General features: G+C 61.9%; 13 protein-coding genes and 1 tRNA gene. 5 read left to right on the top strand and 9 right to left on the bottom strand.

Features of this window, described 5'->3' with window-relative positions:
- Nucleotides 1–386: 386 nt before the first annotated feature.
- Nucleotides 387–5315: a glycosyltransferase gene (locus ABIC17_RS12120; protein WP_354282065.1), complete on the top strand. Its 4929-nt coding sequence runs from the start codon at nucleotides 387–389 to the stop codon at nucleotides 5313–5315.
- A gap of 225 nt (nucleotides 5316–5540) precedes the next feature.
- Here the strand turns inward: ABIC17_RS12120 and ABIC17_RS12115 are convergent.
- Together ABIC17_RS12115 and cpdR are read right to left on the bottom strand one after the other, a co-directional pair.
- Nucleotides 5541–5615: transfer RNA gene (locus ABIC17_RS12115), tRNA-Val, on the bottom strand.
- Between the two features lie 78 nt (nucleotides 5616–5693).
- Nucleotides 5694–6071: a cell cycle two-component system response regulator CpdR gene (gene cpdR, locus ABIC17_RS12110; RefSeq protein ID WP_354282064.1), complete on the bottom strand. Its 378-nt coding sequence runs from the start codon at nucleotides 6069–6071 to the stop codon at nucleotides 5694–5696.
- 120 nt (nucleotides 6072–6191) lie between these two features.
- Between cpdR and ABIC17_RS12105 the strand changes: the two genes are divergently transcribed.
- Nucleotides 6192–7073 carry an N-formylglutamate amidohydrolase gene (locus ABIC17_RS12105; protein WP_354282063.1) on the top strand — a complete coding sequence of 294 codons (882 nt, stop codon included), beginning with the start codon at nucleotides 6192–6194 and terminating at the stop codon, nucleotides 7071–7073.
- 301 nt (nucleotides 7074–7374) lie between these two features.
- On the opposite strand, the gene ABIC17_RS12100 is transcribed toward ABIC17_RS12105, so the two are convergent.
- Nucleotides 7375–8145: a SapC family protein gene (locus ABIC17_RS12100; RefSeq protein WP_354282062.1), complete on the bottom strand. Its 771-nt coding sequence runs from the start codon at nucleotides 8143–8145 to the stop codon at nucleotides 7375–7377.
- 58 nt (nucleotides 8146–8203) lie between these two features.
- Nucleotides 8204–9667, bottom strand: a complete 1464-nt coding sequence (locus tag ABIC17_RS12095; RefSeq protein ID WP_502958457.1) for an FAD-binding oxidoreductase — start codon at nucleotides 9665–9667, stop codon at nucleotides 8204–8206.
- Nucleotides 9668–9973: 306 nt separating this feature from the next.
- On the opposite strand from ABIC17_RS12095, the gene ABIC17_RS12090 reads away from it, so the two are divergent.
- Complete coding sequence (locus ABIC17_RS12090) at nucleotides 9974–13156, top strand: TonB-dependent receptor domain-containing protein (RefSeq protein ID WP_354282061.1); 3183 nt, start codon at nucleotides 9974–9976, stop codon at nucleotides 13154–13156.
- A 189-nt stretch (nucleotides 13157–13345) separates the two neighbouring features.
- Nucleotides 13346–14779, top strand: coding sequence for a protoglobin domain-containing protein (locus ABIC17_RS12085; RefSeq protein WP_354282060.1), 1434 nt, complete (start codon nucleotides 13346–13348; stop codon nucleotides 14777–14779).
- A 107-nt stretch (nucleotides 14780–14886) separates the two neighbouring features.
- On the opposite strand, the gene ABIC17_RS12080 is transcribed toward ABIC17_RS12085, so the two are convergent.
- Entirely contained in the window at nucleotides 14887–16020 is a 1134-nt protein-coding gene (locus ABIC17_RS12080; protein ID WP_354282059.1) for a fatty acid desaturase family protein, read from the bottom strand.
- Nucleotides 16021–16155: 135 nt separating this feature from the next.
- Here ABIC17_RS12080 and ABIC17_RS12075 point away from each other — a divergent pair, with 135 nt between their 5' ends.
- Nucleotides 16156–17313 (top strand): GNAT family protein, encoded by a 1158-nt coding sequence (locus tag ABIC17_RS12075; protein ID WP_354282058.1) that lies wholly within the window; start codon nucleotides 16156–16158, stop codon nucleotides 17311–17313.
- A gap of 51 nt (nucleotides 17314–17364) precedes the next feature.
- On the opposite strand, the gene ABIC17_RS12070 is transcribed toward ABIC17_RS12075, so the two are convergent.
- The 4 genes from ABIC17_RS12070 to erpA form a co-directional block, all read right to left on the bottom strand.
- A complete protein-coding gene (locus ABIC17_RS12070; RefSeq protein WP_354282057.1) occupies nucleotides 17365–17634 on the bottom strand; it encodes a hypothetical protein in 270 nt (89 codons plus the stop codon).
- Nucleotides 17635–17808: 174 nt separating this feature from the next.
- The gene (locus tag ABIC17_RS12065) at nucleotides 17809–18582 is read right to left on the bottom strand and encodes a transporter (protein WP_354282056.1); all 774 of its coding nucleotides are present in this window, start codon (nucleotides 18580–18582) and stop codon (nucleotides 17809–17811) included.
- A 35-nt stretch (nucleotides 18583–18617) separates the two neighbouring features.
- Nucleotides 18618–19397 carry an exodeoxyribonuclease III gene (locus ABIC17_RS12060; RefSeq protein ID WP_354282055.1) on the bottom strand — a complete coding sequence of 260 codons (780 nt, stop codon included), beginning with the start codon at nucleotides 19395–19397 and terminating at the stop codon, nucleotides 18618–18620.
- A 30-nt stretch (nucleotides 19398–19427) separates the two neighbouring features.
- Nucleotides 19428–19769, bottom strand: coding sequence for an iron-sulfur cluster insertion protein ErpA (erpA, locus tag ABIC17_RS12055; protein ID WP_354282054.1), 342 nt, complete (start codon nucleotides 19767–19769; stop codon nucleotides 19428–19430).
- Nucleotides 19770–19815: the final 46 nt, after the last annotated feature.

Raw genomic sequence — 19815 nt, 5'->3', positions numbered from 1 at the left:
GAACTGATCCGGTTCAATCTTGCGTTCCGTTAATTTCTGATAAAGAAAAATGCCTCCATTTCTGGATTCTACGTTACACCCTTATGGTTTCTGACCAGCTCGACGCCGTCAACTGGCGGATAAAACTACCGTAAGATCCACTGCGATAGTACGGATAATACAATATATTACTTGCATTTCCGCCGTACGGTGGACACTCATGGTTCGTTCAGCGTATATTTTTGCCATTCGAACATACCATAGCGCTCTCTGATCTGACCTTCCTGATCCTTACTCGCTTTGGTTTGGCTAAAACTGCCATCTTTTCAGCAGTTTGTTCCAGTTATGTAATCAGCGTTACATTTCGTGACGGTCTTTTTTAGACTGCATCACAGGGGGACAATAGCTTGCTTCAGAAACCAGTTGGTATTGCCGCGGCAGAACGACCTCACGTCCATATTGTTCTGAGCGACCGCAATTGGATTATTGAAGAGCTTGCCCGCCATCTGGTTGATACGCTTCCGTATGTGACGGCAGACACCAGCGCGGATCCAACGGCGGCACTGCAATATTATATGACCTACAGCGCACGGACTAAGCGCGTTTCCCCGGTCGAACTCGCACTGTTCACACATCGTGAAGACGAACCGAACGCAAGTCGTCGTTTTGACGAAGCTGCGAAAGCCGTCGACTATGCCGTATCGATGTCGAACGCTACCGATCGCCTCGTCGAAGCGTTGGGCGTGGTCAAACGCAAGTGCATTTGTCCGGGGATTGACCTCGATCGGTTCCGGCCGCGGCTGAAGATCGCCGTCGTAGGCCGGACGTACCATACCGGTCGCAAGGGCGAAGCGTTGGTCCGCGCAGCAATGAACGTACCCGATATCGATTGGCATTTTACCGGCGACGGATGGCCCGCCCCCGGGCTGCATATCGCGCCCGAAGCGCTCCCTGAATTCTACCGATCAATGGACTATGTCCTGGTGCCTGCTACCAACGAAGGCGGCCCGATGAGTGTGTTGGAAGCGTTAGCCAGCGGCGTTCCGGTGATCGCATCCGATGTCGGCTGGGCGGCGGAATTTCCGCACATTCCGTTCGAGCGAGGCAATGCGGCGTCGCTGCGAGCGGTCCTGGAACGGCTTCGCGCCGAGCGGTTCGCGTTGCGGGACCATGTCGTTGACATGACTTGGCAAAGTTGGGCACAATCACATGACGAACTTTTTGCAACGCTGGCACCTACAGAAACCCATTCGTTACCTATGTCATTGTCCCATACAAATATTAGCTCGGTTGCGCTGCTGACGCATGGCGCAGAAGATACCGCGTTGGGAGGACCGAGTGTTCGAGTACCACGCACCAGAGACGAACTGGTCAAGCTTGGCTTACACGCTACCGCCAACAACCGCATTAATGCCGCGGTTGCCGCAGCCGATGTTGTGCACGGCTTCAATATATGGGCACCCACGGATGCCTATCGCATGGCCCGCCAAGTCGAACGGCTGAACCTACCATTTGTTTTCTCGCCGATCCTGCTTGATCTGAGCGAAGCACCATTCTGGCAGGTCGACCTGCTCCGGGCGTTTCGCGCGGCGAGTCATTCGCAGATTGCGGAAGCGCACGTCGACGACGCATTTACCGCATACCGTCAGCGCGTGGCGGAGCCGACCGATTTTGTACCGGGATACACAGCGGCGCTCACGGCAATCAATAAGATCAGCTCCGCCACCATTTTTCTGAGCGTAAAGGAACGCGAACTATTCGAGCGCGTGGCAGGCGCTCCCGCCACCAACCCGTTTCTCGTCCGCAATCCCGTCGACGTGGGACGCTACGATAAGGCTGATCCTGATTTGTTTCGGACCACATATGGTCTGGGCGACTATGTCTTATGTGTTGGGCGAATAGAACACCGCAAGAACCAGCTCATGCTGGCCGCTGCGCTGGCGTCGACAGGGCTTCCGCTCGTTCTCATCGGCCACGAAGCCGAAGAGGAGTATGCCGAGTTGATACGCCACTTCGGGGGGCCCAATCTACACGTTATTGGGCGGATCGACCCAACTTCGTCTCTGCTTCCCTCGGCGATCGCCGGCGCGCGTGTCTTTGCGCTTCCCAGTTGGGCGGAAGGTGCCCCACTTGCCGCCTTGGAGGCCGCCGCCGCCGGTGTTCCCATGGTGCTGTCAGACCGTTCCGCAGAAATTGAGTATTTCGGTCATCATGCTGCATACTGCAATCCCGCAAGCATGGCATCCATACGCAACGAGATCGTTCGAGCATGGGAAACGCCGCGAAACGAGAGCGCTCGAACCGCATTGCGTCTATTGGTTCGCGAACACAACGACTGGTCCACCCATGCGATGGCTACGCGAGCAGTTTATGAAGCTGTCGTCACCAGCGATACCGACGCAGTCTTGCCCGTGGCGCAATCCGTTTTGGCACCCTCGCCCGCTGCGACTGGCATTGTATTCGACATCACGACTTGGGCAAATAATCCGGACACGTTCTCCGGCATTGTCCGGGTCGAGTGCGCAATTGCGCGCGCACTGCTTACACGCAACGACATCACGGTACGCTTTGTAGTTTATTTCGACCTCTGCAACTTTGTTGAGGTTCCCCACGCGGTTGTCGAGCTTGGATCAATCGGTAGCTTTGTCAAACTTCTCCGCACAAACCCTTTAAACCCGCCTGTGTCTTCTGATTTCAACGGCTTCTCCGAAATAATTACAGTCGGGAGCAGCTGGATGCAGAATCCGACATATGCCACGTCCATCGTTAGCTTTGCACGCAAACTCGGACTCCGACTCAACGTGCTCATGCACGACCTTACCCCGTACCTTTTCCCGCATTGGTACAACGAGGGGTACGCCCACAGCTGGACAGCAAATTGCCGGACTATAGTTTCTCATGCTGACCGAATTCTGATCTATTCGGATAGTACCGGACGGGACGTCGATCGCTTTTGCTTAGCGCAGGAAGTTGACACCCCGCTGTTAGGAAAAATCCGACTGGCAGACGAGATTGGCGGCTTTGAAGAAAGCGCGATCAACCCTGCCGCTTTATCCGACCGTGATTGGCTGTTCGGCCGTCCATTCGTTCTTGCCGTCGGGGCGATCCACGTTCGAAAGAACTACGGCCTGCTTTATGATGTTTGGGTCATGCTGCGCGAACGCATGGGAAATGCCACTCCGCATCTCCTTATCGTCGGTGGCGTATCCTGGAATGGGCAGGACGCAGCCCGCGCGTTCCGGGAGGATAGCCGCGTCAACACACATGTTCACATTCTCGAGGACGTTGACGATGCACTGCTTGCTCGGTTGTACGAGCAAAGCCTGTTCACGGTTTACCCGTCGCTGTACGAAGGATGGGGCCTGCCCGTCGGCGAAAGCCTGTCGCGAGGCAAAATCTGCCTGGCGTCGGCCATATCCTCCATGCCTGAGATTGCGCCAGCAGTAACGGACTTGCTGCCGCCAATGGACAGGTCGGCGTGGGCTGCGCTGATTGAGCATTATGCACGCTCAACCTCCTCGCGTACGTCACGAGAGGCGGAGATTCGTGCGGGATTTGTCATGACAAGTTGGGCACAAACAACGAATGACATCGTCCATGTGCTGAACGCAGAGACGCGCAAGCCGGTGCTGGACCAGTATCTTGCTGGTACCATCGCGGCGATGAACAATCTTCCGGCGTCGCGCTTCCTCGAGGATGGTTGGTATCCTACTGAACCATGGGGCGTCTGGTCAGGCAACCGGCGATCCACTATTGCCTTCTATCTTGCCGGGAGACCCGCAGGGGACATGGCGCTTACACTTCTTGCGCGCGTTCTCAAACAACCCAATGAAAAGTGCATTTATCGTGTCTCCGTCAACGGCGTGGCATGCGGCTCGATCGTGTTCGGTCCGGATTTCGGCAAACTTGAGATGGATCAGTCGATTGGCCGCGTTGTCGTGCCCAGCCGTGCTCTGGAAGACGATGGCGTAGTACGCATCGTGATTGAAACGGATCTTCTTCATCGCGTTTGCGACCTTAAACTTGGTTCACCCGACGTTCGTCGTTTGGGTATTGGGCTTAGTGCGTTTATTTTCGAAGCGCAGCGGAACGCTAGCGACGCAGCACGTCTGTTTAGCACTCAGCCTGACATTCGCTCCATGCTTGGTATTCCGGTCACGCTTGATATGGCGCGGATGTTGGCCGACAATCCAGCACGTCGATCAATTACGCCCGACCAATGGGTCGTCGCCTTGGCTGCCTTTGTGCAATTGGGGAAGGTTTTGCCGGAGGGTGTGGCCTCCGTAGATGGACTGCTCGTCTTCGTTACCGGCACGGCACGTCTGCGCTTGGCGGAAGAGGCGATCATCGATCTTCTCATCAATGTCGATCCCGCTGCCGCAAATCCAACTGTCATTGACGTATTTGTGAACAACGAGCTCATTACGTCTCATTCTATCGAGCCCGGGGTTACCCTGGTCAGCGTACGCGTGCCGTCCGCCCTTCTGGGGGTGTCGGATCCATTGAACCTAGCGTTGGCTGCACGGTCGAAGCGCAACGCTCCCGAGTTCGTGACAAGAATGCTCCGCATTCGAACCGTCAACGCGACGGTGGTCCTGACCCTGTTGCCTACTCGCACCATCAGTCTTGCCGACCAGTTCCCCCGAACCCCATACAAGCCCGTGGGTACGGTGGACATGGTAATCCCGTTCAGCGTGCCCCCTGGCGATACAGACGGAGTGCTTGTGCTCGAGGGGCTCTCGCATCGCGTCAGAACGGTCGAAGTAGAGGGCGAGCCTGCAAAGATTGCTACGGACCCATCAGGACGCACGCTGGTGGCACTTAGAGGCGGAACGGAGCATCCTCAACACGGCAAAGTTGTCATCTCGGCCGATCTGGTCGACCCATCCGCGAACGATACCGACGGCTGGCGGATCACGTTGGACCAGCTAGCGCCGTTGGACGCTCCCTTCAGCGATCATGCCCTGCGACGAATGCCGGTCGGAGCGTGGCACGGTGTTGAGGAAGAGGGCTTCCAGTGGGGTGCAGGCGAGACCGTGTCGTTCTGGGTGCGCCCGGGCACCTCCGCGGGCGTCAGGGTCGTGGCCGAGCTTATTGGGGGGCCTGAGGCGGTGTCCAACCTGATTGTCACGGTCGACGGAATAGCCACGCCCACCGATGTTGAACCTCAGGGAGATACGGGGCGCTTTGCGCTTCTCATCCCGTTCAGCGATTCAATCAGCGTGTTCCGGTCTGTCACGATTTCCGGTTTGCCTACCGCACGACCGGTTGATCTTGGGATCAACGACGACAGTCGCCTGCTGTCCCTGATGCTGCTGGAAGTTTCGGCCAACTGACAACGTTCCTGGCTTTCCTGCGACAGGTTGGAGCCACATTGCGCCCCTATACTTCGCCTACCCCCCGGGGGAGGAGAAGGCTGCTGACTGCGTCAGCTGAACTGTGCAGCATGTGTTTTACGTACTCATCTTGGTACGCACATGATGATGCATTTGAGCCGAACACCGGCCACACGTCGGGGCAACAAAAAAGCCCGCCAGCTCATCGAGCTGGCGGGCCTTTAATGGTGGGCGTGGCAAGGATTGAACTTGCGACCCCTGCGATGTCAACACAGTGCTCTACCACTGAGCTACACGCCCACTTCGCCGCGGCGGCGCCTGGCGAGGGGTGGCCTTTACCGAAGGCTTTCCCCGCGCGCAAGCATCTCTTGCGACAAATCAAAAATTTCCGCCGACCCGTTCCAGTTCGAACATGCGATCCACCTCGAGCACGAGATCGCGCAGGTGGAACGGCTTGGACAGAACCCGCGCCTGCGGCATGGATTTGCCCGCCTTGAGCGTCACTGCGGCAAAACCCGTAATGAACATCACACGCAGATCGGGCACCATCTCGCTCGCCTTCTGCGCGAGTTCAATCCCGTCCATCTCGGGCATCACGATGTCGGTCAGCAACAGGTCGAACCGTTCGTCCTGCAACAGCGGGATCGCGGCGGTACCGCGATCGACCGCCGCGACCGAATAGCCGGAACGCTCCAGCGCGCGCGTCAGATATTCGCGCATCACGCGATCGTCTTCCGCCAACAAGATCCTGATCATGCCATTGCGTCCTGGTACGTTCCGCCGGGCCAAACCGCCCGCATTTGCGGTATTGTATGCGCGAAGGCCTTAATATTTTCCAGCCGGATCGGCCCTGCGCCTGTGCTACTGTAGGTCAATATGGCTGCTTCCCATTCCCCTGCCGCAGGTCCGCTACGCCCCCCGTTCGATCGGTTCGGAGACGCCACGCCCGCCAGTCCGGTCGTTCTATCGGTGCCACACGCCGGACGCGACTATCCCGACGCACTGTTGGCCGCGTTGCGCGTCCCGCTGGTCGCGGCGACCGTGCTGGAGGACCGGTACGTCGATGCCGTCGCCCTGCTGGCGCGCGAGCGCGAGACGATGCTGGTGCAGCGTCGTGCGCGTGCCTGGATCGACCTCAACCGTAGCGAGCAGGAGCGCGATCCGGCGATCGACGAAGGTGCTCGCGCCGCCGCCGCCCCGATCGCCTCGGCGAAGGTTCGCGGCGGGCTCGGGCTGATTCCGCGACGGATCGCGGGTGCCGGTGAGTTGTGGCGAAGGCGGTTCAGCGCGAGCGAGGTCACGGCGCGGATCGCGGAGGATTACCGCCCCTACCATGCAGCGCTTGCCGACACGCTACAGGCCGCGCGGGCGCGGTTTGGCATCGCGGTGTTGCTCGACGTGCATTCGATGCCGAACCTGGGCCCGGGCGGGCCGCAAATCGTTCTGGGAGACCGGTTCGGGCGTAGCGCGGATACACGGTTCGTCACGGTGATCGAGCGGACCGTGCGCGCCGCAGCCATTCCTTACGCCCGTAACACCCCCTATGCCGGGGCACACATCCTCGACATGCACGCGCGCGGGGGCGTGATCCACGCGATCCAAATCGAATTCGATCGAACGCTCTACCTTGATCCGGCAGGCGACCTGCCGGGGGATGGCGTACGCGCCACGGCGCGGGTGCTTCGGGCGATGATCGACGCGGTCGAGGTCGAGGCAATGGGTGCCCGATCGCTGTCGCACCAGATCGCGGCGGAATGACCCCATAAAAAAACCACCGCGTGCAATACACGCGGTGGCCAAGGTTCAGGGAGGAGACACTCCCGGAGGAGCGTCGCGCGGTCCCGCGAAAGGGGGGAACACGAGGCCGCGTAAGACCGATATAGGTAAGCGGTTTTCGTCCTTCAAGGAAGAATCGCAGCGAGTTTTGCGCCTGCCGCATTTTTTCTGAAAAAGAATGCCTTTAATCCGGCAACGCGCCGAAACCAGGCGACAAAAAACCCCGCCGCAGTGCGACGGGGTTGCTTGTTCCCGGTCTGCGGAGGCGATGCCCCCGCCCGAATCAGTTGACCAGCTGCGGTGCCGGAGCCTTGCCGAGTTTGACCTGACGATCGAAGATCTGCGGCAGTGTGGTGAGCGAGAAGAGGTGCGCGTAGACCAGCGGCAACAGGCCCGACTTCTGGATCTTGCGCAGCTGATCGCCGCGCAGGTCGTTGAGCTTTTCCTCGTTCACGATCTGGAAGCCGCGATAGATGAACGGCTGGTCGTTGCCCGCCATGTTGAGCGTGAACTCCCCGTCCATCAGCAGGTCCATCTCGCGCAATTCGGTCATGAAATTGGCGGTGCGCGCACCGGCCTGCTCGAACTGCTCGTTGAAGCCCAGGATGTTCTGGACGAGTTCGGTCGGCTTGCCGTCGGCGAACAGCGCTTCGCCCTCGTCGAGCGCGCCGATCGTGTCGCTGGTGGGATCGAAGCAGAGCGACAGGTCCTGCGCATCCGGGCGAAGCCGTGCGAGCATGAACGGATAGCGGCGGATATAGGCCGGGATGTAGACCTTGTCCTCGATCAGCTTGCCGTCGTCGCCAACGAACACGTTGACGCCTTCGTTGAGGCCCATCAGCGCGATCGGGATCGAATCCACACCCGTCGTGAAGACGATCGGCAACCACGGCTGCGTCGCGACGAATTCGTCCACCGTCACCGGAATCGCATGCTGGTTGACGAGGAACGGTGCTGCATCCGCGGCATTGAAGCGGAAATTGGCATGCGTCTCGCTGGAAAGCGGCTCGAGCGCATTGTAGAACAGCGGAAGAGTTTGCGGCGCGCTGGCCATGATCGTCTCCAATGGTAAAAGTAGCGCGCAGGTCCCCCACGCCTTACGATCGTCGGCTCTATGGCGCGCGCGGCGTTTCCGCAAGGGCGAGGAGCTTTCCCGGGTTCATCAGACCGTTCGGATCCAGCCCGGCCTTGATCGCGCGCAGTGCGGCCATCCGCGCGGGCGACGACAGGCGTTCGAGCGCGTCGCGCTTCATTTGCCCGATGCCATGTTCGGCAGAGATAGAGCCCCCTGCGGCGACGACGAGATCATAGACCATTCGGCTTGCGGGCGCACCGACCTCCTGTTGCCAACGATCTGCGGCCACGGGATCATGCTGGAGTCCAGCGGGCGCGTTGACGTGGAAATGGACGTTTCCGTCGCCCAGATGCCCGAATCCCGTCGCGTGGACACCGGGATAGGCCGCCTCCACCGCGGCTGCCGCATCGACCATGAAGTCGGGCATAGTCTCGACCGCGACCGAGATGTCGTGCGCAATGGTCGGCCCTTCGGCGCGTTCTGCTTCCGAAATCGAGTCGCGCAGCCGCCAGAACGCCGCGGATTGCGTCGTGTTTGCGGCAACGACGGCATCGCGTGCGAGCCCCTCTTCTAGGGCTTGGCCCAGGAGGCGCTCGAGCGCGTCGCGAGCGGCAGGCTCGACGTGATCGGTCGCATAGTCGATCAGGACCAGCCAGGGATGTCGTGTTTCCAACGGCGCGCGCGTGCCGGGGATGTGTTTCAGGACGAGGTCGAGGATCTCGCCGGGAACAAGCTCGAAACTCTCGATCGCATCGCCCGAATGCCGCTCGAGTACGCGCAACAGCGCCAGGGCGGCGTGCGGGCTGTCGACCCCGATCCAGCCGGTGGCGCGGTCGGCCTCGACCGGGACCAGACGAAGCGTTGCCGCGGTGACGATGCCCAGCGTACCCTCCGCGCCGACAAGCAGCTGCGTGAGGTCATAGCCACGGTTGTCCTTCTTGAGCGGGGACAACCCGTCGTGGACCTTCCCGTCCGGCAACACCAGTTCGAGGCCTGCGACAAGAGTCCGCATCGATCCGAAACGCAGCACTTGCGTCCCCCCGGCGTTGGTCGAGACGAGCCCCCCCACGGTCGCGCTGCCGCGGGCGCCCAAGGTCAACGGGAACCGCATGCCCTGCGCCTCGGTCGCGGCGTGGAGATCCTGCAGGATGACCCCGGCCTCCGCCACCGCAAGGCCCGCGGCGGGATCGATCCGACGTAGCCGGTTCAACCGCCGCAGCGACAGGATCAGCGCGGAACCATCGGCGGGCGGCGTAGCCCCCCCGACCATCGAGGTGTTGCCGCCCTGCGGCACCAGCGGCACGCCATGGTCGCGCGCCAACCCAACCACTGCGGCGACGGCTTCCGTGCTGTCCGGCGACAGAATCGCCGCGCTCGCGCCGTGATACCGCCCGCGCCAGTCGGTCAGCCACGGCGCGATGTCGGACGAATCGGTCGTCACGGCCTTGTCGCCGATCCGGGCACGGACGGCTGCGATGAAGCGGGTCTGGGAAGCTGTCACCCGAATTTCCTAGACCCGATCCCGCTTGGTTTCCAGCCGCCCGGCCCCGCTTTGCTTCGCGTCACCGTAAGCACCGGAGAAACCATTACGGAAAGTTCCACATGACGAACCAGATCGGTTCGAATGCTTCGCCGCACGTAACGATAGCGTAACGAATACAGTGCGATCCCATATGTGACGTTTCTGCAACATATGGTTGTAAATGTTACGGACTGGCAGAGAAGTCGGTTCGTGCATCTTGCCAAAAGTTTCCGAAACGTACGATTAACGGGCCCTGGATAAGTATAAAGTAATCAGGGAAACATCATGAAATCGAACCGGTTTCTGCAAGCGACGGCGCTTGTCAGTGCACTTTGCGCATTCCCGAGCGTAGGCTTCGCGCAAACGGCGACCAGCGGCGACGGGCGCGCTGCAACGCAGACCTCGACCGTTGTCGGCACGGACCCCGCCGCACAGACCGAAACCGACGCCGCGCCGCAGGACATCGTCGTCACCGGTTCGCGCATCAGCAGCCCCAATGCGACCTCGACCAGCCCGATCACGACGATTACGCCGACCGCACTGCTCGCGACGTCGCGTGTTTCGATCGGTGACACGCTCAACACCCTGCCCCAGTTGCAGAGCACGTTCAGCCAGGCGAACTCGACCCGCTTCCTCGGCACCGCCGGCCTCAACCTGCTCGATCTGCGCGGCCTTGGCACGCAGCGCACGCTCGTTCTGGTCAACGGCCGCCGCCATGTCGGTTCGGACATCCTCAACAACGCCGTCTCGGTCGACATCAACACGATCCCGTCGGACCTGATCGAGAGCGTCGATGTCGTTACCGGTGGTGAGTCCGCCGTCTACGGGTCGGACGCGATCGCAGGTATCGTCAACTTCAAGCTGAAGGACAATTACCAGGGCCTTGAAGCGCGCGTTCAGGGCGGCATCAGCCAGTATGGCGACGCCGGCTCGTTCTTCGGCAGCGTGCTTGCGGGCAAAAACTTCTCGGAAGGTCGCGGCAACATCGCGATCAACGCCGAATATGCGCGCCAGAACAGCGTCTACGCCTCGGACCGCCGCGCGCTGCGGCAGGTGGACGGGTTCGTCGTGACCGACACTGATTCTGCGGGCATTGCCACGGGCCAGACCCTGCCGAACTTCGACGGCATTCCCGACAACACCTTCTTCCGCGACATTCGCTCGGGCACGATCGCGTCGGGCGGCATGGCCACCTTCAACAGCCCGACGGGCGCGTGCGGGACGGATAACGCCGGGCGTCGCTTCGCGTGCAACTATCTGTTCCAGCGCGATGGCTCGCTGATCCAACAGACCGGGTCGCGCATCGGCATCGGCACCAACTCCAGCTCGCCATCGGGCTCGCCGTTCGTCGGCGGCAATGGCGACACGGGTCGTGAAGGCCAGCTGCTGCAGGTTCAGCCTGCGCTCGACCGCTATTCGGCGAACCTCGTCGGACATTTCGAGATTTCGGATGCACTCGTCCCGTTCATCGAAGCAAAATACTCGCGCACCGAGACCTACGGTCAGGGCAGCGGTGGTCCGGCGTTCATCACCGGCGGCACGCTGGCTGGTTATGACGTCTCGGCATTCGAGCGTCCGCGTCTCGACAACCCTTACCTGAGCGCTGGTGCGCGTACGACGATCACCAACGCGCTGATCGCGGGCGGCACCGATCCGGCAACGATCACCGATGCGACGCGCTTCACGATCCGCAAGAACCTCGTCGATCTCGGCATTCGTTCGGAACAGTCCAAGCGTCAGACCTACCGCATCGTCGGCGGTGTTCGTGGCCGGTTCAACGACGATTGGCGCTATGAAGTGTCTGCCAACTACGGCGAATTCCGCGAAGACACGCGCGTTCTCGGCAACCTGAACGTCCAGCGCTTCCTGCTCGGCATGGATGCCCAGCGCAACGCCTCCGGCCAGATCGTCTGCGGTTCGCAGATCAATGCGGCCCGCGCTGGCACCGATTACGCGGGCAATGCAGCGGTCCTCGCGGCGGACATCGCAGCGTGCCAGCCGGTCAACCTGTTCGGCAATGGCAACATCTCGAATGCGGCCAAGCAGTATGTGCTGCAGGACACCATCTCGCGCGGCAAGATCACGCAGCTCGACATCTCGGGCTTCGTGAACGGTGACACCAGCGGCTTCTTCAACCTGCCGGGCGGCCCGGTCCGCTTCGTGGTCGGTGGCGAGTATCGTCGTGAAACCAACTCCTTCAAACCGGATCCGCTGATCGAAGCTGGTTACACCTTCTACAACGCGCTTTCGACCTTCTCGCCACCCGCGTTCGAGGTGAAGGAAGCTTACGGCGAAATCCAGATCCCCGTGCTCAAGGGCATGCGCTTTGCCGAGGACCTGAGCTTCAACGCGGCAGGCCGCGTCTCGGATTACAACAGCGGCGCCGGGACGGTGTACACGTACAACTTCGGCGGCAACTATTCGCCGATCCCGGACATCAGCCTGCGTGCATCCTATGCGCGTGCCGTCCGTGCACCGAACCTGTCGGAGCTGTACTCGCCGCAGGGCCAGAACTTCGCGACGGGGTTCAACGATCCCTGCTCGGCCAACTTCATCGCGACGGGCACGCAGTTCCGTGCTGCAAACTGCGCAGCCGCAGGCATTCCGACCAACTATAACTATCTGTACAACCAGTCGCTCGGCATCCTCAGCGGCGGCAACCCTAACCTCAACGTCGAGAAGTCGGACTCCTACACCTACGGCATCATCCTGAAGCCCCGCTTCACGCGCGGCCTCACGCTGTCGGTCGACTATTACAACATCAAGGTCGCCAACGTGATCACCGCGCCGTCGGCGCAGCAGATCGTCAACAGCTGCTACGATTCGCCGACCGCCAATGGCCAGTTCTGCGGCCTGTTCCAGCGTGTCGGTGCCGGTCAGACCGGGCCGAACGGCGAGGAACAGTATCGTATTCTGGAGGGTGGCCTCCAGCAGACGCTGCTCAACTACGCCAGCCTGCGCACGCGCGGTCTCGACGTGAACCTCAGCTACAACCATGACTTCGGCTTTGTGAAGGCAAGCTCGGTCCTGATCTACACCCACCAGTTCGAGAATGCCGCGTTCATTGACCCGAGCCAGCCGACCTTCGGCGACAATCTGCTCGGCGAGCTGCCGGTGCCGCGGGACAAGCTGTTCTGGAACCTGAACGGCGCGTTTGGTCCGTTCGAGATGAACTACCAGTTCAACTATCTGTCGAAGATGGCGGTTGGCTTTATCGAAGACGTAAAGGGCTACCAGGGGCGTCCGGCGCAGAATGCTGACCGCTACAGCATCCCTTATTATCCCGACGTCGTTTACATCAACGCGCGCTTCGCGCTCAACATCCAGGGCGGATCGCAATTCTACCTTGGTCTCGACAACCTGACCAACCGCATCCCGCCGCTCGGCGCGACCGGCATCGGTGCGGGCTCGGGCATCTACGAGCCGATCGGCCGTCGCATGTATGCGGGGTTCAAGGCGAAGTTCTGATTGCCCAATCCGAACCGACTTTACAGGGGGAGCGATCGCAGGATCGCTCCCTTTTTTGTCCACTGCGCGCGCGGCCGATCGCGCATCAAAAAGCGCCCCCGCCAACGTCCTCCGCCACCTCACGCTTTCTATAACGGCTGAAGCCCGCCCGTTTTCGTGGGTCCGGGATTACGTCGGAGAAGCGCACAAATGTCGAACCAAGTCGTGTCGGAACGTCTTTCGTTCATGGGGATGGACCACAAGCAGCGATCGACCCTCGCCAAGGTCCTGCCGCTTGTCTCTCGGCTGATCGGACCGGCGCTCGACCGGTTTTACGACAGCGCACGTGCCACCCCCGACACAGCTGCCTTCTTCCGCGACGAGGCCCAGATGAAAAAGGCCAAGGGCGCGCAGGAAGCGCATTGGCGGCGCATCCTGAACGGTGCGTTCGACGACGAATTCTATACCAGCGTCCGTCGGATCGGATCGGTCCACGCCCGCATCGGGCTCGAGCCGCGCTGGTACATCGGTGGATATGCGATCGTCATCGAATCGCTTCTCAAGGAGCTTCACCGCGAATTGACCCCCTGGCGGCGTCTGCTGACGCTGTTTCGCGGCCCCGACCCCGTCGAGGTCAGCATCGCCGTCGTGAAGGCCGCACTGCTCGACATGGAATTGTCGGTTTCGCTCTATTTCGAGGAAGCTCAGGTCGAACGCGACCAGGCGATCTCCGCCCTGGGGACGGCTTTGGCCACGATGTCCGACGGCGACCTGACGCAGGAACTGCGCGGTTTGCCCGCCAGCTTCGCCAAGCTCGAAGAAAGCTACAATGCCACGCTGGAGAAAATGCGCACGACGATCGGTGCAGTCGGTGCCAGCGCCGACGCAATCCGCACCGGATCGGGTGAAATCTCGACCGCATCGGAAGATCTTGCGCGGCGCACCGAAAGCAATGCTGCCAGCCTTGAGGAATCGTCTGCCGCGTTGATGCAAATCGACAATCGCATCAAGGCGAGCACCGAAACCGCCGGGCAGACCGTCGCCCGCGCCGACCAGGCGATTGCGACGGTCGGCGATGGCCGGGCGACCGCGGGCCAAGCGAAACAGGCGATGCAGCGTGTCTCCGACAGCGCCAAGGGCATCGACGACGTGATTGAGGGACTCGACAAGATCGCCTTCCAGACGCGCGTGCTGGCGATGAATGCGGCGGTCGAGGCAGGCCGCGCGGGCGAAGCCGGGCGTGGTTTCGCGGTCGTTGCCGATCTGGTCAGCGCGCTCGCGATGCGCGCGGAAGAGGAAGCCAAGCGCGCCCGCGACCAGCTCACGCTGACACAGACCGACATCATCACCGCCGTCACCGCGGTGGAGAAGGTCGACGCCGCGTTCGTCGCGATCACCACCGACGTCGGAGAAGTGCACACGCGGCTATCGGGAATGGTCACCGACAATCTGGCGCAATCCTCGGCGATCACGCAGATCACGGTGGCGGTCGGCAGCATGGAACATTCCACCCAGCAGAACGCGGCAATGGTCGAGCAGACCTCCGCCGCCGCCCGCACGCTGACCAACGAAGTCGAATCGCTCGCCCGCCAGACTGCGATGTTCCGGGTCGACGGGACGCATCACGGTCAGCACATGCACTGATCGGGCCGAAGCGCAGAACGCCCGCCCGTCCCTCGCCCGATAGCGGGGAGTGGGCGGGCGCTCGTGCGTCTCAGCCGTTCAACACGAGACCGACGGAACCACGCCGCTTAGCGCGCGCGGACCATCGTGCTGCGAACCAGTCGAGCGACCAGCCCCGGCAGTCCTGCGTAGTTCGACTTATGGTAAGGCGAATCCGGCGTCAGCGTCGCGACCAACCGGTGGTGCGCCTCGTTCAGCGCGTGATACGGCACGCTCGGCAACAGGTGGTGAAGCGCATGATAGCGCAGGCCGACCGGCGCCCACAGCACCGGCAGCAACGCCGGCGGCGGCACGTTGACGGTGTCGAGATATTGCGCGGTAACGGTCATCGTCTCCCCGTCATTGTCCCACAGATGCGCGACCAGCGTCCGCACCTGATTGAGCACGTAGACCCCCGACGCCACCCCGAGCGCGATCGCGAACATGGACAGCGGGAACACCCCGGTCACGACGAGCGCGATCAGCGTGATCGACCAGACGCTGCACGCCCCCTCGAGCCACCGCCACTGCGCGGCGACATCGCCCTCTGGCATACGGCGGCGGAACTGGGGGTTGATCGAGAGCGACGAGAAGCGCGCGACCAGCGTCTCGCGCATCCCCGGCACCACCAGCGACAGCGGCGTAAGCACTGAATAGCGGAACATCAGCGCGACCGGCGCGACGATCGATGACAGCAGGAACAGCGGCAGCGTCCACGGCTTCATATGCGCCAGCGGCAGATATTCGGGATCCTCGACGGTGCCATACCGCGTCTTGGCGTGATGCAGGTTGTGGACCCCTTCGTACATGAATGACGGCACCAGCAACGGAATGCCCACGACGAGGTTGAACCCCGTGCGGAACCCCGGCAGCGCGCTGTGCTTCATATGCGAGACTTCGTGGATGAACATGCCCGCGCGGTACAGTCCCAGGATCGCCACCACCGCGGCAACCAATGCCCAGCCGAGCGACCCCACCGTCATCGCTACCGCAAGCCCGGCATAGCCGATCGTCGCCGACAGCAGCAGGTCGGTCCAGTAGATCCGCGGGTTCGGCGCATTCAGGTCGCGCGTCAACTCGACCACCGCGCGCAGCATCGCCTTGTCGTCGGTAATCGCCGACAGCGGCACCCGGACCGGCGGCAAGGCCTGATCCTGCGCACGCTCGGATGCGCGGCGATCGAAGGTCGACGTGGGCGAGGTCAGCAGGGGCGAGGTCGTCATGGAGGTGGGCATTGCATGAACATAGTGGCTAGAACTAGGCAAAAACAGGGGCTCCGTTTCGGCTGGATGTGCAACGACTTGACTCAGGTCGGCAGGCGCGGGAGGGCACGGCAACTCTGACAAGGCGACTGTCTCGTGGCCCATTCCCCGATTGCGATCCGTCCGATCACCAGCAAGGCCGACCGAAAGCGGTTCGTCGACTTGCCGTTCCGTCTGTACAAGGACGATCCGAACTGGGTGCCGCCGCTCAAGGGTGAGGCACTGGGCCTGATCACGCCCGAGAAGAACGGCTGGTTCAGCCATGCCAAGGCGCAACTGTTCCTGGCGGAGCGCGACGGCAAGGTCGTCGGGCGCGTGTCGGCGCATATCGATACACTCGCGCTGACGATGAGCCCGACACAAGGGTTCGGCCCCGGTTGCGGACAGTTCGGCCTGTTCGACGCCGAAGACGGGATCGTCGGGCGCGCGCTGATCAATGCCGCCGAAGGGTGGCTGCGGCATCAGGGGATGACGCGCGTGCTGGGGCCGATCAGCATGTCCGTATGGGAAGAGCCCGGCTTGCTGGTCGACGGCTATGATCATCCCCCGACGATCATGATGGGCCACGCCAAACCCGAATATCGCGACTGGATCGAGAATGCGGGCTATCGTCAGGTCAAGGAACTGCTGACCTACGAACTCGACATCACTGTGCCCTTCCCGCCGCTTCTGCAGCGAATCATCGCATCGGGCGAAAAGAATCCGCGGATCCGGATTCGTGAGGTCGACAAGACCAAGTTCGACGAGGAGGCCGCGATTATTCTCGCCATCCTCAACGACGCATGGTCCGACAATTGGGGTTTCGTCCCGCTAACCCCGCCCGAGATCGTGGACGTCGGGGTCAAGCTCAAACCGATCGTGTTCAACGACCTGATCCGCATCGCCGAAGTCGACGGACGCCCGGTCGCGTTCATGATCACCCTGCCCGACCTCAACGAGGCGATCGCGCCGCTGAAGGGCAGCCTGTTGCCGTTCGGCTGGGCAAAGCTGCTGCTCTTCCTGCGCAAACCGAAGGTCAAGACGATGCGCGTGCCGTTGATGGGCGTGCTGAAGGAACTCCAGTCATCCCGCATGGCGAGCCAGCTGGCCTTCATGATGATCGAGTACATCAAGCGGGACTCGGTCGCGCATTACGGCGCGACACGTGGCGAGATCGGCTGGATCCTCGAGGACAATCAGGGAATGCGATCGATTGCCGACGCAATCGGCTGCACCGTCAACAAGCGGTACTGGATCTACGAAAAGACGCTCTGACTGACCGAGGGGCGGCAGGGCTCGCGGTCAGCGACCGCGAGCCGGCACCGTTCACTTTGCGATCGGATCGATCCCCTCCTCCTCAAGCCACTGCGAACGCGTCTTGCAGGTCGTACGCTGGATGTGCGACCCCGTCGGGGTCTCCCGGACGCAATAGCGCTGACGCGCCGAGACGGGCGCAGGGGTGGCGGACGTCGGCAGTGCGACCGAAGCCGCGGAGGCGGTCATCGCTACCGTATCGATCTTTGAGCGTTCGCTGGCGAACGCAGGGCTGGCCGCAGCGATTGCGACGACGACGAGCGAAACTGCAACTTTGAACATGGTATCCTCCGCATGACGATGCCGGAAGCAGCACCGATATGCGTGTTAGTGCATTAACTGTGCCATACACTTGATCCCTGTCATTACAGTGACTTAGCTTTGAGCTGCCTGTAATAGTCTGGTTCATTCCGCCAATAAACGGAAGAGTTCACCACTCCTTGGCGCGCCGTCCGATCAGAACCGGCGCGACACGCCCCAGAACAGTTCGATCCGCGATGCGGCATGGTTGAGCCCTGTGATCGCGCCCACGTCGACCTGCAGATCTTTCCCGACCATCCAACCGAGCGCCGAAGTCGCATAGACTTGCGTCGTCTTGCCGCTCGGGTCGTCGTCGCGGCGCACGGCAGCCTCGACGATGGCGTTGAGCGACTTCGTCACCGCCACCTGGACGCCGACCACTTCCAGGGCCGCGAAATGCCGCCCCGAGCCGCTCTCGTTGACCGCAGCATTGATTTCGCTGGAGGATTCGAGGTTGATCGTGTCGGTCAGGTCGTACGTCACCGGCACGACCAACCCGGCACCCCAATCCCCTGCACCAACGTCATGACGTCCGGTTGGCAGCGTGACGAACGGCTCGGCCGCAACCGCCAGGCCTTTCCCGTCCGGGTTCCTGAAATTGACCCTCGCCCCCAGTTGGACGTCGCCGACGCCATTCACCACATCGGTCTCCCCCGTCGCCTTGTCGCGCGTGCGGGCATGGCCGAACGGGGTCCAGCCGATCTGCGCCTCGATCGTATTGCTGACGCCGATCCGCACGAGGGTCTGGCCAACCTCGACAAGATCGACGCGCTGATCCGACCCATTGTCGAGCGTCCAGTCGGTCATCGCGGTCTCGACTGAAACCCTGCCGGGCGCGACGGTACAGGCGGGTGTGCCAAGCCCGGGGCGCTGCGGGCAAAAGTCGCGGTCCTCTGCCTGCGCATTACTCGCCAGCAAGGTTGCGGTCATGACCGCGGCCGCACGCGCTACCCCTCGCAACGCTTTCACGCGGCAGCCCGTAGCGTGACCCACGTAGGGGCATGGTCGCTCGCTTTTTCCCGGCCGCGGTAGGTCTTGTCGACGCCGGAGTCGATCAGTCGGTCGGCCGCCATCGGACTCATGAGTAAATGGTCGATCCGGAACCCCGCGTCGCGTTGCCACGCCCCCGCCTGATAATCCCAGAAGGTCCACACTCCGCCCCCCGGGTGCCGCGTCCGCAGCGCGTCCGTCCAGCCTTGCGCCACCAACGCGCGGAACCCGCCGCGGCTTTCCGGCTGCATCAGCGCGTCTTCCTGCATCGCACGCACCGAATAGGTATCGTCGTCGTTGGGGATGACGTTGTAATCCCCCGCCAACACCACCGCACGCTCTTCGGCCAACAGGACGCGCGCGCGTGCGGCTAGCCGGTCGATCCAGCGGAGTTTGTAATCGAATTTCGGGCCGGGCCGCGGGTTGCCGTTGGGCAGGTAGATCGAGGCGACGATCAGATCGCCGATCTCGACTTCCAGATAGCGACTGTGCTCGTCCTCCGGCTCGCCATCGAGACCGCGCTGCCGCTCGACCGGATCGCTCCCGCGCGCGAGCACCGCAACACCGTTCCAGCTCTTCTGCCCGTGCCAGACGACGCCGTAGCCCGCCGCCCGGATATCCGCTTCGGGGAAGGTCTCGTCGCTGGTCTTGAGTTCCTGCAGGCACACCACATCGGGCTGTTCCTCGGCAAGATACTCCAGCAGGCGCGGCAGGCGCGCCTTGATCCCGTTGATGTTATAAGTGACGATCTTCACGCGACAGGCCCCTGTTGGTCGGGGCGGACGTTACACCGAGAAGCTGGAACCGCAACCGCAACCGGACGCCGCATTGGGATTGGTCACACGGAACGCCGCGCCGCCTAGATCCTCGACGTAGTCGACCGCAGCACCCCGAACGAGATCGAGACTGACCGAGTCGACCACGAGTCGGACGCCATCCAGCTCGGCGACCGTATCGTCGATCTCGACCGCATCCGCGAAACCGAACCGATATTGGAACCCGGAACACCCGCCGCCGTCGACGGCGAGGCGCAGGATCGCAGGCTTGCCCTGTTTCGCCGCGATAGTGGCGACGCGCGCCGCAGCCGACGGGGTAAGCGCGATATCGGGAGCAAGGATGGTGGCCATTACGCAAAGATAGGCGCTTGCTGGGGTAACGGCAACCGTTGCCCCG

The sequence above is a fragment of the Sphingomonas sp. PvP056 genome (genome assembly GCF_040549155.1).
Lineage (GTDB): Bacteria > Pseudomonadota > Alphaproteobacteria > Sphingomonadales > Sphingomonadaceae > Sphingomonas.
Note: the sequence above shows the minus strand (reverse complement) of the source record. Positions and strands in the feature narration are given on the sequence as shown.